10 protein-coding genes are annotated in these 13,730 nt (G+C 64.2%); 4 read left to right on the forward strand and 6 right to left on the reverse strand.

Translation table 11 applies throughout. From position 1 onward, the window contains the following. Window positions 1-182: 182 nt before the first annotated feature. From CHEID_RS08425 to trpS, 3 genes are all read right to left on the reverse strand, one after another. Entirely contained in the window at window positions 183-1,448 is a 1,266-nt protein-coding gene (locus CHEID_RS08425; protein WP_112768704.1) for an adenosine deaminase, read from the reverse strand. A gap of 11 nt (window positions 1,449-1,459) precedes the next feature. Next, window positions 1,460-2,554 (reverse strand): YhjD/YihY/BrkB family envelope integrity protein, encoded by a 1,095-nt coding sequence (locus tag CHEID_RS08430; RefSeq protein ID WP_112768703.1) that lies wholly within the window; start codon window positions 2,552-2,554, stop codon window positions 1,460-1,462. A 125-nt stretch (window positions 2,555-2,679) separates the two neighbouring features. Then, window positions 2,680-3,699, reverse strand: a complete 1,020-nt coding sequence (gene trpS / locus CHEID_RS08435; RefSeq protein ID WP_112768702.1) for a tryptophan--tRNA ligase — start codon at window positions 3,697-3,699, stop codon at window positions 2,680-2,682. Between trpS and CHEID_RS08440 the strand changes: the two genes are divergently transcribed. Together CHEID_RS08440 and CHEID_RS08445 are read left to right on the forward strand one after the other, a co-directional pair. Beyond that, window positions 3,698-4,141 carry a hypothetical protein gene (locus CHEID_RS08440; protein WP_420536373.1) on the forward strand — a complete coding sequence of 148 codons (444 nt, stop codon included), beginning with the start codon at window positions 3,698-3,700 and terminating at the stop codon, window positions 4,139-4,141. The genes trpS and CHEID_RS08440 overlap by 2 nt on opposite strands. Further along, window positions 4,138-5,013 (forward strand): cation:proton antiporter, encoded by an 876-nt coding sequence (locus CHEID_RS08445; protein ID WP_112768701.1) that lies wholly within the window; start codon window positions 4,138-4,140, stop codon window positions 5,011-5,013. The genes CHEID_RS08440 and CHEID_RS08445 overlap by 4 nt, the downstream gene beginning before the upstream one ends. A gap of 1,051 nt (window positions 5,014-6,064) precedes the next feature. On the opposite strand, the gene CHEID_RS08450 is transcribed toward CHEID_RS08445, so the two are convergent. The 3 genes from CHEID_RS08450 to CHEID_RS08460 all read right to left on the reverse strand — a co-directional run bounded on the left by CHEID_RS08450 (window position 6,065) and on the right by CHEID_RS08460 (window position 9,666). Beyond that, window positions 6,065-6,838, reverse strand: a complete 774-nt coding sequence (locus tag CHEID_RS08450; RefSeq protein WP_112768700.1) for a CoA transferase — start codon at window positions 6,836-6,838, stop codon at window positions 6,065-6,067. Between the two features lie 530 nt (window positions 6,839-7,368). Further along, complete coding sequence (locus CHEID_RS08455) at window positions 7,369-8,394, reverse strand: exodeoxyribonuclease III (protein WP_273661077.1); 1,026 nt, start codon at window positions 8,392-8,394, stop codon at window positions 7,369-7,371. 30 nt (window positions 8,395-8,424) lie between these two features. Then, window positions 8,425-9,666 carry an MFS transporter gene (locus CHEID_RS08460; protein ID WP_238599429.1) on the reverse strand — a complete coding sequence of 414 codons (1,242 nt, stop codon included), beginning with the start codon at window positions 9,664-9,666 and terminating at the stop codon, window positions 8,425-8,427. A gap of 297 nt (window positions 9,667-9,963) precedes the next feature. Between CHEID_RS08460 and CHEID_RS08465 the strand changes: the two genes are divergently transcribed. Together CHEID_RS08465 and CHEID_RS08470 are read left to right on the forward strand one after the other, a co-directional pair. Continuing rightward, window positions 9,964-12,186 (forward strand): NADP-dependent isocitrate dehydrogenase, encoded by a 2,223-nt coding sequence (locus CHEID_RS08465; RefSeq protein WP_112770299.1) that lies wholly within the window; start codon window positions 9,964-9,966, stop codon window positions 12,184-12,186. Window positions 12,187-12,324: 138 nt separating this feature from the next. After that, the gene (locus CHEID_RS08470; RefSeq protein WP_273661080.1) at window positions 12,325-13,725 is read left to right on the forward strand and encodes an O-acetylhomoserine/O-acetylserine sulfhydrylase; all 1,401 of its coding nucleotides are present in this window, start codon (window positions 12,325-12,327) and stop codon (window positions 13,723-13,725) included. Window positions 13,726-13,730: the final 5 nt, after the last annotated feature.

Genomic DNA, 13,730 nt, shown 5'->3' on the forward strand with positions numbered 1-13,730 from the left:
TTGCTCGCGGGGCCCGGGGTTTCCCGGACCGAGGGGCAGCGCTGCCGCTGCGGGGTTCAGCTTGTTCACAATTGCTGATTTTCCGCAGGTGGGAGGCCGGAAGTCAATTCCCGGTCCAAAGTTCTGGAAGGATTCAGACGCCAGGAGCAGGGCGTTTGCCGAACCTCCCCCAAGGGGTGGCTCTAGCCGCGGGCGGAATCCCCGCGATCATCCGGAGACTCCGGGGCCTCCGCATCCAGATCCAGCCCCAGCTCCTCCAACTCCGCCTTGAGGTTCTCCATGGATAGTTCGAGGTTCTCGCCGGCTCCTGCCGTCTCGGGCCGGGCGGGGTGCTCCGCGGTCTGCTCGTCGTCCGCGAACCGCCCCTGCGCTGCCATGTAGGCGGGGTAGATGACTTCCCGTTCCAAGTCCTCCCGCAAGGGCGCGTCGCAGAAGGCCACCTGCAGCGAGTTGGTGGTCATCTCCAGCATCTGCCACAGCTCCAGATCGGCGTCCTCGGCGAGCACCGTGAACTCCCGGCTCAGGGAGGTGCCGCTCACCAGGCGATTATCCGTGTTGATCGTGCACACGAAGCCCGTTTCGTACAGGAAGCCGAAAGGGTGATCGGCGATGGTCTCACACACCCCGGTCTGGGTATTGGAGGTCGGGCAAATCTCCAAGGGGATCCGCCGGTCCCGAATCGCGGCGGCCACCTTCCCCGGCACGACCCCGCTCATCGTCGCGTCGAAATCCTCGTAGACCCGCACACCATGGCCGATGCGGCTGGCACCCAGGGCCACTGCCTCCTGCAGGGACTCCACCCCGGCTGCCTCCCCGGCGTGAATGGTGAATGGGACCAAGTTCTTGCGCAGCAGGTCGAACGCCGCCTCGTGCTTGGTGGGCGGGAAGCCGTCTTCTGGCCCGGCAATGTCGAAGCCCACCACGTAACCCTCTCCGGGGCTGTCCGGGCCGAAATTGTCGATGGTCAGTTGGGCGATTTCCGTGGAACGGTCCGCTTGCCGCATGGCGCACAGAATGAGCCGGGCGTGGGCCCGCTTGCCCTGGGCGGCCACGGCGCGCTCCCCTTCCTTCACGCCCCGGACCGCGGCGTCCACAATGTCCTGCAGCTCTAGCCCCCGCTCCTGGTGCTGCTCTGGGGCAAAGCGCAGCTCGGCGTAGCAGACGTTATCCGCGGCCAAGTCCTCCACGGCCTCCTTGGCGATCCGGGCGATGGCCTCCGCCGTCTGCATGACGGCGGTGGTGTGGTCGAACATCTTGAGATACGTCGGCAGATCCCCCGAATTGGCCGCATCGTAGAACCACTGCTTGAGCTCCGCGGGGTCCGTGGTGGGAAGCTCGTGACCGATCTGGGCGGAGAGCTCCACGATGGTGGCGGTCCGCAACCCCCCGTCTAGGTGGTCGTGGAGTTCGATCTTCGGCAGGCTTTGGATCAGCTGAGCATCAATCATGTCAGCGGATTCTACTTGTCGCGGCGAAACATCCCCGTGACCAAGCCCCCGGCCAGCACACCGATCGCTGCCCCCACTCCCATCAAGCCGGCCTTCGCCGTGTCGGTGGAGCCAGTGCGCACCTCTTGCCGCACCCGAATGACGGCGGCCGGCGGAACCTCGGGAAGCACCTCAGACAGCGCCTCCGGGGTAGTCGCCGCCCAGGCTGAGCAGTACAGCACGATACGCCACACGAAATACATTAGGACCATCACACCGATGATCGGCCCGAACGCCGCCCCGGCGGGGTTGCTCAACGCCTTGGAAAAGAAGAGGCTACCGAACTGCTTGAAGATCTCGAAGGCGATAGCGCCGATCACGGCGGCGCGGGCCGCCGACTTACGGGGCACCCGCGTCCGGGGCAGGTAGACGATGAGCCAGAGGAACACCAAGTAGTTGGCGATGAGGCCAATCACCAGCGCCGCGAGGAACGTGAGGAATCGCGCGCCGGGAATGGCGTCCAACCCCACCAATTCCAGCAACCGCGAGGTCAACCCGGAGTTACCGGCAATCGTCACGGCGAATGCGACGATAAGGGCAATGATCAGCACGATGAGGCCGATGAGGTCCTTGATCTTGCCGCGCAGGAGGTTCTGGGCCACACCCGGCACCCGCCACATGGAGGAAGCCCCCATCCGCAGGTGGCTCATCCACGTCAGCCCGGACCACAGGGCCAACAGCAGACCGATGGAGAACACTGAGCCGGCCTGGTCCACCGCCTGCTTGATGATGGTCTTGAGGATGTCCCCCATCTGCCCTTCGCCGGTTTGGGCGGCGCGCTCCAGCACCCGGTTCAGCAGGTCCTGATTGTTCGCCAGCACGAGGGCCAGGATGGCGAAGGAGAGCATGAGGAGGGGGAACAGGGACAACACGGAAAAGTAGGTGATGCCGGCGGCGAATTGGTTGCCGCCGGCCTTGCTGTAGCGTTCCTGCATCCGCATGACGTGATCGAACCAGGGCCACTTGTCGCGGAATTTCTCCAGCGGGCCCTCATCGTCCTTGCGGGTACGCTCAACGCCGCGGCTATCGAGCTTGTCACGGTCCGGTTCGGTGGTTGTCGCAGCCACGGCGGGGCCCGTCCTCTCGGTGTTCTGTGGGAGGGTGGTTTCGGCGCGGTCAGACTGGGCCGCGCCATTGATGTAAAACGTCTGCGTTTACCTTAGTGGCAAACGGCGCCTGCAGGGGGAGAACGTCAGGGGGCCAGGAAACCCACCTTGTCGTACACGCGGGAAATGGTCTGGTGAGCCACCTCCCGGGCGCGCTCGGCACCCCGGGCAAGTACGGCCTGGAGCTCGGCGCGATCGGACATGTATTCGTCGAAGCGGGCCTTGATCGGCTCACAGAAGGCCGCCAGGGCTTCGGCGGTGTCCTTTTTTAGCTCGCCATAGCCCGCGCCCGAGGCCTGGTAGGAGTCCACCAGGTCCTCGACGCTGCGGTCGGTTAAGGAGGCTTGGATCACCAGGAGGTTCGATACGCCGGGCTTGGCCTCCTTGTCATAACGGATCTCCCCGTCGTTGTCCGTCACTGCGGAGCGGATGCGCTTGGCCGATACGTTCGGCGGGTCCAGCAGGTTGATCAGGCCCTTCGGGTTATCCGTGGACTTGCTCATTTTCGCCGTGGGGTTTTGCAGGTCGTAAATCTTCGCCGCCCCCTCTGGGATGAAGCCCTCGGGAACACGGAAGGTTTTCTTGTACCGGCTGTTGAATCGCTCGGCGAGGTTGCGAGTCAGCTCCAGGTGCTGGCGCTGATCCTCCCCCACGGGCACCAGGTGGGGGTTGTAGAGCAGGATGTCCGCGGCCATGAGCATGGGGTAGGCATACAGCCCGGAGGTGGTGTTATCCGCACCCTGCTTGGCTGACTTGTCCTTGAACTGCGTCATCCGGCGGGCCTCGCCATCCCCGGTGAGGCACATGAAGATCCATGCCAGTTGGGAGTGCTCGGGGACGTGAGACTGGATGAACAGTGTGGAGCGCTCCGGGTCGATTCCCAGCGCCAGCAGCTGCGCTACCCCGGCCAGGGTGCGTTCCCGCAGATCCTTGACGTTGTACCCGGGGACGGTGATGGCATGCTGATCCGGGATGAAATAAAACGCATCGTAGGTTTCTTGCAGCTCGATGAACTGCTTGACGGCTCCGAGGTAATTGCCGAGGTGATACGAATCGCTCGTGGGCTGTAGCCCGGAGACGACACGTTGCGGTGCGCTTTGAGTCATGGTGGCCATGGTAGCGCGGCCCGGGTGCTCCCCCGCTGGGCAGTCCGAGCGAGCGGGTCCTTGGGCAAGGAGGCGTTGGCAACAGGAACCTGAGGAGCACGATTACCCCGCTGCTGCCTCCTACCTATCGCTTATCGCGCCCTCGGAGGTTGTGGAAGCCACCGTCTCGGCGCTTCGCTCCGCACCAATCAACACCCACAAAGCCAAGGACGTTCTAGGAGCCAGTCAGCTGCCGCTGCTTCCGCGCGACAACAAACACGTCGACCACGACCTACACAAGATCGCGAAGAATAAACCGCTGAGCCCCGTCCTCATCATTCGCGGCCACCTCACCTGCGGCATCCCGGCCCAGATCGCCGATGGTTATCACCGGGTCTGCGCGAGCTACCACGTGGATGAAAACGTGAACATTCCCGCGCGGATTGCGGACTACCCGCGATGAACTTCGCACAGCTCTCCCTGATTTGCCTGGTGGCCATTAGCGGACCGGCACTTTCGTTGTCGAAGACGGCACGGGTGCCCGTGGTCATCGGTGAATTGGCAGTGGGATTAATACTGGGGGCCACAGGTTTTCGGGTGCTGCAAGCTGGGGATCCAACGTTCGGCTTTCTGGCAGATATCGGGTTTGCTCTGGTCATGTTCATGGCCGGAAGCCACGTCCCGGTGCGGAACCCCGCGTTGAAAAAGGGGGCCGTAAGAGGGGCGGCACGGGCACTGGGTATCGCGGTGGTATCGATCGTGTTGGGCATTGTGGTGGCGCGAGCTTTCCACAATTCGCATGCCGCGATGTATGCGGTTTTGATGGCAAGCTCTTCTGCGTCCCTGATCATGCCCTCGCTGGAGGGAGTGCCGTTGACCGGACGCTCGATGGTAGAGGTGCTGCCGCAGTTGGCGCTGGCAGACGCGTTGTGCATCGTGGCTCTTCCCTTCGCGATCGACCCAGCGCACGTGACCCGCGCCGTGACGGGGGCAGTATTGGTACTGGCAGCGGCCGGGGCAGTATTCGCGGTGCTGCGCTTTGTGGAGTCGCGTGGTTACCGGCGGCGGGTACACCGGGTATCCGAGGAGCGGGGTCTGGCCCTGGAACTGCGGGTCAGCTTGGCGCTGCTGTTCGGACTGGCGGCGCTGGCTCTAACTGCTGCGGCACAGTTGGGCGTACCGGTGGCTGGGGCAACAACGGGCACCAAGCTGCATCTGCTGGCGCTAGGGGAGGCGACCGCCATCCTTCTCGAAGCGATCATCATGATCGCGGTCACGACGGCGCTTTCTGGACGAGTGTCCACTCTCGCCCGAGCGGAGGCCGCTGCGGCCTAACAGTGCCGGGCGCTCCATGACGAGCGCGGCCATTCACAACACGCTATCCTCGCTTGAGTACAGAGGTAGGCTATCCACCTTCGTCAGCCCTTCGTCCGTAGGAGCCAATTTGAATTTCGGACCCATTGAACTTCTTGTCATACTTGTTTGCATCGGATTGAATCTTCTAGTTCCAGGTCTACTCATCTACGTGATCATCTTGCTCTTGCGCAGAAACAAGCAGGCTGACAGGCCAGAGAGCGAATCACACCCATTCACCGAGAAAGGCCAAAGTTCTCAGCCTCGGTAGAGAGGACCTGATCCCCGGCAGCTCCACGCTGAATGAAGAGGTCATGCCTTTGGGTCAGCAACCGCACCGCAGAGCCGGATCGACGAAGGGGACCTTGCTATGCGCCGATTTCAGGGCCTCTGGCCCGCCATCTTCCGCGATCTATGTATTGGCTGCCTGAATTTCTTGCCCACCGCGATTGCCGCCACTGCGGTAAACGCGCGTTGCCGCCCAAATAACCGGCCGCACCCGATCCTTACCGGTGCAACGGCGGCGCTCACCTCCATCAGCGGCTCAACTCTGACCGCACAGTTAGACCGTCCGCTCGCCCGCAGGCAGGGAACTCGGGTACCGCATGGTGGGCTCGCAACGGCCACTGCGTTGACGGGTCCCGCACTAGCTGGAATGCTGACATCTCTCATCGCGGGACGTACCAGGAACAGCGCGGCCCGGGGTGCTGTGGTTGGCCTGTTTGGTTCGTTACCCCTCACCCTCTTGGCCAAACCGTGGAACCCCCCGATGCACACCGACGAGGAACTAGCGGAGCTCGCAACAGAATTTGGCCGGGCCACTAGGCGCTTAGCTAAAGAACATAGAGCAGAAGTAGCCGAGAAGTATCGGGAACACACCCGCCGCAAACTTCGATCCAATTACGCCAAGCTCCGCCCCGAAAACCGCCCTTACTTCCCACCGCGCTACCTCGAGTCCACTGATGCAGACGGAGATGTGCTGGGCTAGTTGCAGGACTCGCAACCAGTGATCCGACAAACCGATGGTTGTTTGCTACCGCCACTGAGGCAGGGCCGAGCCGTAGGCCGGAGGTACCCGTTTATAAACCAGAGGCTTACTGGGCAAATCGAAGGGAGGTAGAACGAACTTCAATTGTCCGTAAGGACTGTTCCGAGTAATCATGTCGCAGGACTGCAGAGCTTGCTTTGGCCCGGGAGAAACCGGCCGTTCGAACAGCGCATCAGCGGTTCTGCTCAAAGCCAGTTCTGAAATCGTTGCCGAACCATTTCTTTGCTGTTTCGCCAATGCCGAGAGGACCTCGGCAGCCATGTAGTAGCCCGTCGCGTAGTCAAGGGCTTGAACAGGCAAGGCGCCCGGACTCCCACTTTCTGAGTCTCGATACAGGTGCGCTACCCCACACGCGGCCTGAACGATGGAATCAAAGCCGTTCCATGTTCCCCATGGACCCTCTACCCCCCAAGCGCTCACGGAAATCCGAATCAAATGCGGATAAGAATCCAGGATTTCACCGACTCCCAACCCTTCCAGCGCGCCCGGACGATAACCAGTTACAACAACATCGGCCTCGGCTGCCAGACGATCAAACACAGCAAGGCATTTCGAGTCGCGAAAATCAAATGTAAGTGACCGCTTGTCAAACCCCATATCGACGAAGGTGTCCGGATCCTCTGGAACGCTGGGCGGATCGATCCGCAAAACGTCCGCGCCCAATGCACCCAGGATCCGAGTTGCAGTCGGTCCGGCGATAACCCGCGTTAGATCCAGTACTCGTAGACCATCTAGCGGTGACCCCTCATGTCCCCGCAGCCGCCAGCGGGGCTTCGCGGGGGGGCGCCAACCGTCGCGTCACCAGCGGGAGCCGCGCGCTTGCCTTCCCTTGAGCCGACGCCAACCACTCCTGGCGATCCCTAACCTTGGCTGCGACCCCGCCTGCCCGCCGAATTCTTTGTTCGGCCTCAGAAGCAGTCAGCGCGGACAATGAACCGCGAACATCATCCGCGTTCTCAACGTTTAGACCCTGCCGGAGTCTCGCTTCATGGTGAGGGTAGTTGGCGTGTATCCGCACCCAGCCGTCGAGTGTTTCGTGGAACCCAGACAGGGGCGCAAAGCCCCTCGGGATTCGCCCATTGATTCGCAGCAGACTTTGGGATCTAAATGCGGCCGCAACACGCGACGGGTGAATCTCCCAAGGGCCGGGTTGATCACATAAATCCGCTAGCGCACTCACTACTTCCCGCACGGAATCGCAGGCCAACCCCTCCACATCCAAGGGACCGCCCCACCATCGACGTGAACCCAGATTCCTTGTGACTGCGCTACTCATTGTCCAAGCAAGATTAACCGTACTCCACCATCACCGGGGAGTGATCCGACCAACGCAGTGCGTATGCCTCCGCCCGGTCCACCCAGGCCCGCCGCGCCCGCTCGGCCAGCTCCCGTGTCGCTACCTGCAGGTCGATGCGCCACCCCGCGTCCGTATCGAAAGCCTGTCCCCTAAACGTCCACCAGCTGTAGGGTCCCTCGGCCTCGGGGTGCAGCTTGCGCACCACGTCCACCCATCCCGGCTCCTGAGCCGCACCGCCAGCCAGCCTGGCCTGCGCCAAGTCCCCTGGCACGTAATCCACGGACCCGTAAAAGTCCCCGGCGCTCCCCCCGGGGTTACCGGTGCGGCCGGCGTCCACAACATCCCCTACCTGGCTGGCCCCATCCAGGCCGACACCCAGCAGAGAATCCATGAAAGCCCGCTCGTCCGGTAGGAACCCAGCCTTGGTTCGGTTGGTTCGCCAGTTCTTGAGGTCCTGTCGGCGGTGGCAAATGTTCCAGTCACCGCCCACGATCGTCGGCTCCCCCACCGCCGCCCGGGCTTGCAGGTAGGGCCCGAAAGCGTCCAGGAACCGGTATTTCTCGTCCTGCTTCGCCGTTTTCGCCGACCCACTGGGCAGATATAAGGACGCCACCCGCACCGCGCCCGCCCCACCCTCCCCACCGGGAAGATCCACGGTGGCCTCGATGTACCGCCCTGCGCCATCGAACTCCCGTGCCGCCGCACTGGCGCCCGGGTGCCCCGCGATGTCCTCGTGGCCAAAGCCGATCTGCACATCCCGTAACGGCAGCCGGGACAGGATCCCTACCCCGGCGCGCCCCTTCGCCGCTGCGGGGGCCTGCACTAGGTGCCACCCCGCGTCCAGCGCCGGGGCCAGGGCCGCCTGGGTTTGCGCCTCATCGGCCCGCACTTCCTGCAGCAACACCACGTCCGCCGGGGTGCCCTCCAACCAGGGCAGGAAACCCAAATTCTCCTCGCTGCGCTTCTTCACTGCAGCGCGGATGCCGTTGACGTTGATGCTCGCAACCGTAAAAGTCATGCCCACACCATAACGGCGGTGCGGACGGGCCTACGCCACCGCACGCTTGCGCAGCAGATAGGTCGGCACCCACACGGCCACCCCCGCCGCGGCCATCACCGCCCCGGCCAGAGCCGGCGCCGCGTAGCCGTATCCAGCGGCCACAACCGCCCCACCCACGGCCGCCCCGGAGGCATTCGCAATGTTCAGCGCCGAGTGATTCAGCGCCGCGGCGAGGTTCTGCGCATCCCCGGCCACGTCCATCAGCCGCGTCTGCAAATTGGGCACCAATGCGGAACCCATGAAGCCAATGGCACCGAAATTGATCAATGCGGTGATTGGATTTGTGGACGCCACCACGAACACCGCCAACACCCCGATCAGGACAATGAGGATGCCCGCGATGGACCGCTCCAGGTTCCAGTCGGCCAGCATGCCGCCCACGAAGGTGCCGAGCACCATGCCGATGCCGTAGATCATGAGCGGCAGCCACATGAGGTGCTCCGGGAAACCGGCCCGCTCCGTGAGGGTCCAAGAGATGTAGGTGTACACCGCAAACATGCCACCGAATCCCACGGTCCCGATGGCCAAGGTCAGGAGCACTTGGACGTTCTTCAATGCGGCTAATTCGGTCTTGGGCGTGGAGGAGGGCATGAGCACCATGTGGGGAACAGATACCCACAGGGCGATGAAGGTCACCACCCCCACCGCCGCGACGAGGGCGAACGCCCAGTTCCAGCCGAAAGTCGCCCCCAACCACTGCGCGGCGGGCACGCCGATAACCGTAGCGATGGACAGGCCCAGCCCGGTGAGCGCCACCGCCTTGCCGCGTTGCCCGGCCGGGGCTAGGGAGGCGGCGATCAACGCTGTGACGGAGAAGTAGGCGCCATGCGGCAGACCCGCGATGAAACGAGCGGCTAGGAGGAAGCCGAAGGATTGCGCGAACACCGTCAGGGCATTGCCCACGGTGAAGGCGAACACCAGGATGAGGGCCAGTCGGCGGCGCGGAATTTGGCCGGTGAGGGTAGTAATCAACGGCGCCCCGATCACAACTCCCAGGGCATAGGCGGAGATAATGTTCCCCGCCTTGTCCTCGCTCAACCCCATGTCGTCGGCGATGAAGTTAAGCAACCCCATGGCCACGAACTCCGTAGTCCCGATGCCAAAACCACCCAGGGCCATGGCGATCATGGTGATGAGGCGGCGCCGGGATCCCATCTCAGTCTGGCGGGGAATCGGCTGGCGCCACTGCGCCGGGTTAAAAACCGACGGAGACTGGATCGCCGGGCGCATGCGGGACGCGCGATGCGCCTGCGCAGCTCGTTGGGGGGTATTGCTGTGATCGTTCACGAGTGGGTGGCCTCGGGTTTCGCTCGGGTGTGGGTTCAGCGGGGCTGAGCAGGTCGTGGCCCGGTGGGGCCGGTGCTACGGGCGCGGTTGGCCATGGCGTCTACACAAAGAGGACAAAAGCACACAAGCGGCAACCGTAGTCCCTTCGTGGGTCCAGCCCGGGGCGGTTGCCGTACCCTGGGATGGTAAACCAGACCAGATAAACGCTCGAATTCTTGAGGCATGGGAGACACACGCCGTATGGCAAAGATCATCTACACCCGCACGGACGAAGCCCCGTTGATGGCTACCTACTCGCTGAAGCCCATCGTCGAAGCGTTCGCGTCTACCTCCGGCGTGGCTGTGGAAACCCGCGATATCTCGCTGGCGGCGCGCATCCTCGCGGCTTTTAACGACCAGCTTCCGGAAGACCAGCGGGTCAACGATGCCCTTGCCGAGCTGGGTGAACTGGTCAAGGAGCCCGAGGCGAACATCATCAAGCTGCCCAACATCTCCGCGTCCCTCCCGCAGCTCAAGGCCGCCATCGAGGAACTGCAATCCGCCGGGTACGACCTGCCGGAGTACCCCAACGAGCCCAGCACGGAGGCACAGAAGGATGCCCGGGCGCGTTATGACTCGGTTAAGGGGTCCGCGGTGAACCCCGTGCTCCGCGAAGGCAACTCCGACCGGCGGGCCCCGCAGGCCGTGAAGAACTTTGTGCGCAAGCACCCCCACAAGATGGGCGAGTGGTCCGCGGAGTCCAAGACGAACGTCGCCACCATGGAGGCCGATGACTTCCGCCACAACGAGCAGTCCGTGATCCTGCCCGCCGATGACGAACTGCGGATCCAGTTGCTGCTGCCCAGCGGGGAGACCACCGTCCTCAAGGAATCCCTCCCGGTGCTCAAAGACGAGATCGTGGACGCAACGGTGATGCGGGCCAGCACTCTGGATAGCTTCCTGCGCGCGCAGGTGTCCCGCGCCGCTGCCGAGGATGTGCTGTTCTCCGTCCACCTGAAGGCGACCATGATGAAGGTCTCGGATCCCATCATGTTCGGCCACGCCGTCCGGGCCTACTTCGCGGATGTCTTCGAAACCTACGGCGAGGAGCTGCTCGCAGCCGGCCTCAACGGCGAAAACGGCCTGGGGGCGATCCTCGACGGACTGGACTCGCTGGACAGGGGCGAGGAGATCCGTGCGGCCATCGACAAGCGGCTGGCCGAGGGACCCCGCCTGGCCATGGTCAACTCCCACAAGGGCATCACGAACCTGCATGTCCCCTCCGATGTCATCGTGGACGCCTCCATGCCCGCCATGATCCGCATCGGCGGGCACATGTGGGACAAGAATGACCAGGAGGCGGATACCCTCGCGGTTCTCCCGGATTCCTCCTACGCCGGCATCTACCAGGTCGTCATCGACGACTGCCGGAAGAACGGGGCCTTCGACCCGACCACGCTGGGCACCGTCCCCAACGTGGGCCTCATGGCCCAAAAGGCCGAGGAGTACGGCTCCCACGACAAGACCTTCAAGATCCCCGAAGACGGCCGGGTACAGGTCGTGGATTCCTCCGGAGCGGTGCTCATGGAGCACGAGGTCTTCGCCGGGGACATCTGGCGCGCCTGCCAGGCCAAGGACGTGGCCATCCGTGACTGGGTGAAGCTCGCCGTCAACCGCGCCGAGGCGACCGGTGCCCCCGCTGTGTTCTGGCTGGACCCGGAGCGCGCGCATGACCGCAACGTCCAGCAGCAGGTGGAGAAGTACCTCGAGGACCACGACACGGCCAACCTGGACATCCGCATCCTCTCCCCGGAGGAAGCCTGCCAGCTCTCCCTGGACCGGATCCGCGCCGGGGAGGACACGATCTCCGTGACAGGCAACGTGCTGCGCGATTACCTCACGGACCTCTTCCCCATCATGGAGCTGGGCACCTCCGCCAAGATGCTCTCCGTGGTGCCGCTGATCGCCGGGGGTGGTCTGTTCGAAACCGGTGCTGGCGGCTCCGCCCCGAAGCACGTCCAGCAGCTAGAGGAGGAAAACCACCTGCGCTGGGATTCTCTGGGCGAGTTCCTGGCGCTGGCCGAATCCCTGCGCAAGCTGCAGGAAACGGACGATAACCCCCGCACCCCCATCCTCGGGGATGCCCTGGACGTGGCAACCGAGGAGCTCCTCAACGAGGACAAGTCCCCCTCCCGCAAGGTCCACGAGAACGACAACCGGGGCTCGCACTACTACCTGGCCCGCTACTGGGCCCGCGAGCTGGCCTCCCAGACGAAGGACAAGGAGCTGGCGGACCTCTTCGCCCCCGTCGCCTCCGCCTTGGAGGACAACGAGGACACCATCACCAAGGAGCTGCTGGCAGTCCAGGGCGAGCCTGCCGATCTGGGCGGCTACTACTGGGTGGATGAGGACAAGGCGTCGCACGTCATGCGCCCCTCGGAGACCTTCAACAAGATCATCGACGACCTCCAGGCGCGGCACTAGGCGCAGCACGAGGTGTGGCCGGGCGCGCCGGTAAATTGGCGTCCAAAATAGACAGAGCGGTTTACATAGACAGAGCGGTCCACTAGCGTCGTAGCTCAACGCCCAACAAGACGACCGAAAAAGGACCGCTCGAAACCCATGTCAGACAACAGCAACGCCGACCTCGGCGCAGAACTCGCCTCCGGTACCGCGACCCCCACGGACTCCGCGCCCGCACCGAAGTACGACAACTCCGCCGCCGAGCAATGGGGCTTCGCCACCCGCCAGATCCACGCCGGCCTTCCTGCAGATCCCACGGGAGCCCGCAACCTCCCCATCCACTTCACTAGCTCCTTCGTCTTCAACTCCGCCGAGCACGCCAAGCAACGCTTCGCCCTAGAGGACCTTGGCCCGGTCTACTCCCGCCTCACCAACCCCACGGTGGAGGCAGTCGAGAACCGCATCAACTCCCTGGAGGGCGGCGTACACGCCGTGGCCTTTGCCTCCGGGATGGCCGCCGAAACCGCCGCGATCCTCAACATCGCCAGCGCCGGGGACCACCTCGTGGCCTCCCCCCGCCTCTACGGCGGCACCCTCACCCTGCTGACCGTCACCCTCCCCCGCCTCGGCATCACCACCTCCTTCGTGGAGGACCCGGACGACCCCGAATCCTGGACCGCCGCAGCCCAGGACAACACCGTCGCCTTCTACGGCGAGACCTTCGCCAACCCGCAGGCGGACGTGCTGGACATCCCCGCCATCGCGGACGCTGCCCACCGCACCGGCGTTCCCCTCATCGTGGACAACACCCTGGCCACCGCCGCCCTCGTGCGCCCCCTGGACCTCGGCGCGGACGTGGTCGTGGCCTCCCTCACGAAGTTTTACACCGGCAACGGCTCCGGCCTGGGCGGCATCCTCGTGGACGGCGGCTCCTTCGACTGGACCCAGGAGCGCGGCGGCAAGCCCACCTTCCCCGGTTTCGTCACCCCGGACCCCGCCTACCACGGCCTGAAGTACGCCGACCTGGGCCCCGCGGCCTTTGGGCTCAAGGCGCGCGTCGGCCTGCTGCGGGACACGGGCGCCTGCCTCTCGGCCCTCAACGCCTGGGTGATCGCCCAAGGCCTGGACACCCTCTCCCTGCGCGTGCGCCAGCACAACGAGAACGCGAAGGCCGTCGCGGAGTTCCTCTCCCAGCACCCGAAGGTGGCGAAGGTCAACTACGCCGGCCTGCCGGATTCGCCCTGGTACCACGTCAAGGAGAAGTTGGGGCTGGAGTACACCGGCTCCGTGCTGACCTTCGACCTGGCCACCGGCAACGAGGACCCGCGCGAGGCCGCATGGCGGTTCATCGACAAGCTGCGCCTGCACTCCAACCTCGCCAACGTCGGCGACGTGCGCTCCCTAGTGGTGCACCCGGCGACCACCACGCACTCCCAGTCCCCCGAGGAGGACCTGGCCCGCGGCGGTATCTCGCAGGCAACCATCCGCCTCTCCGTGGGCATCGAGGACGCCACCGACATCATCGCCGACCTGTCCCAGGCCTTCGACGCGATCTCCTAGAAAAA

It is taken from the genome of Corynebacterium heidelbergense (assembly GCF_028609845.1).
Lineage (GTDB): Bacteria > Actinomycetota > Actinomycetes > Mycobacteriales > Mycobacteriaceae > Corynebacterium > Corynebacterium heidelbergense.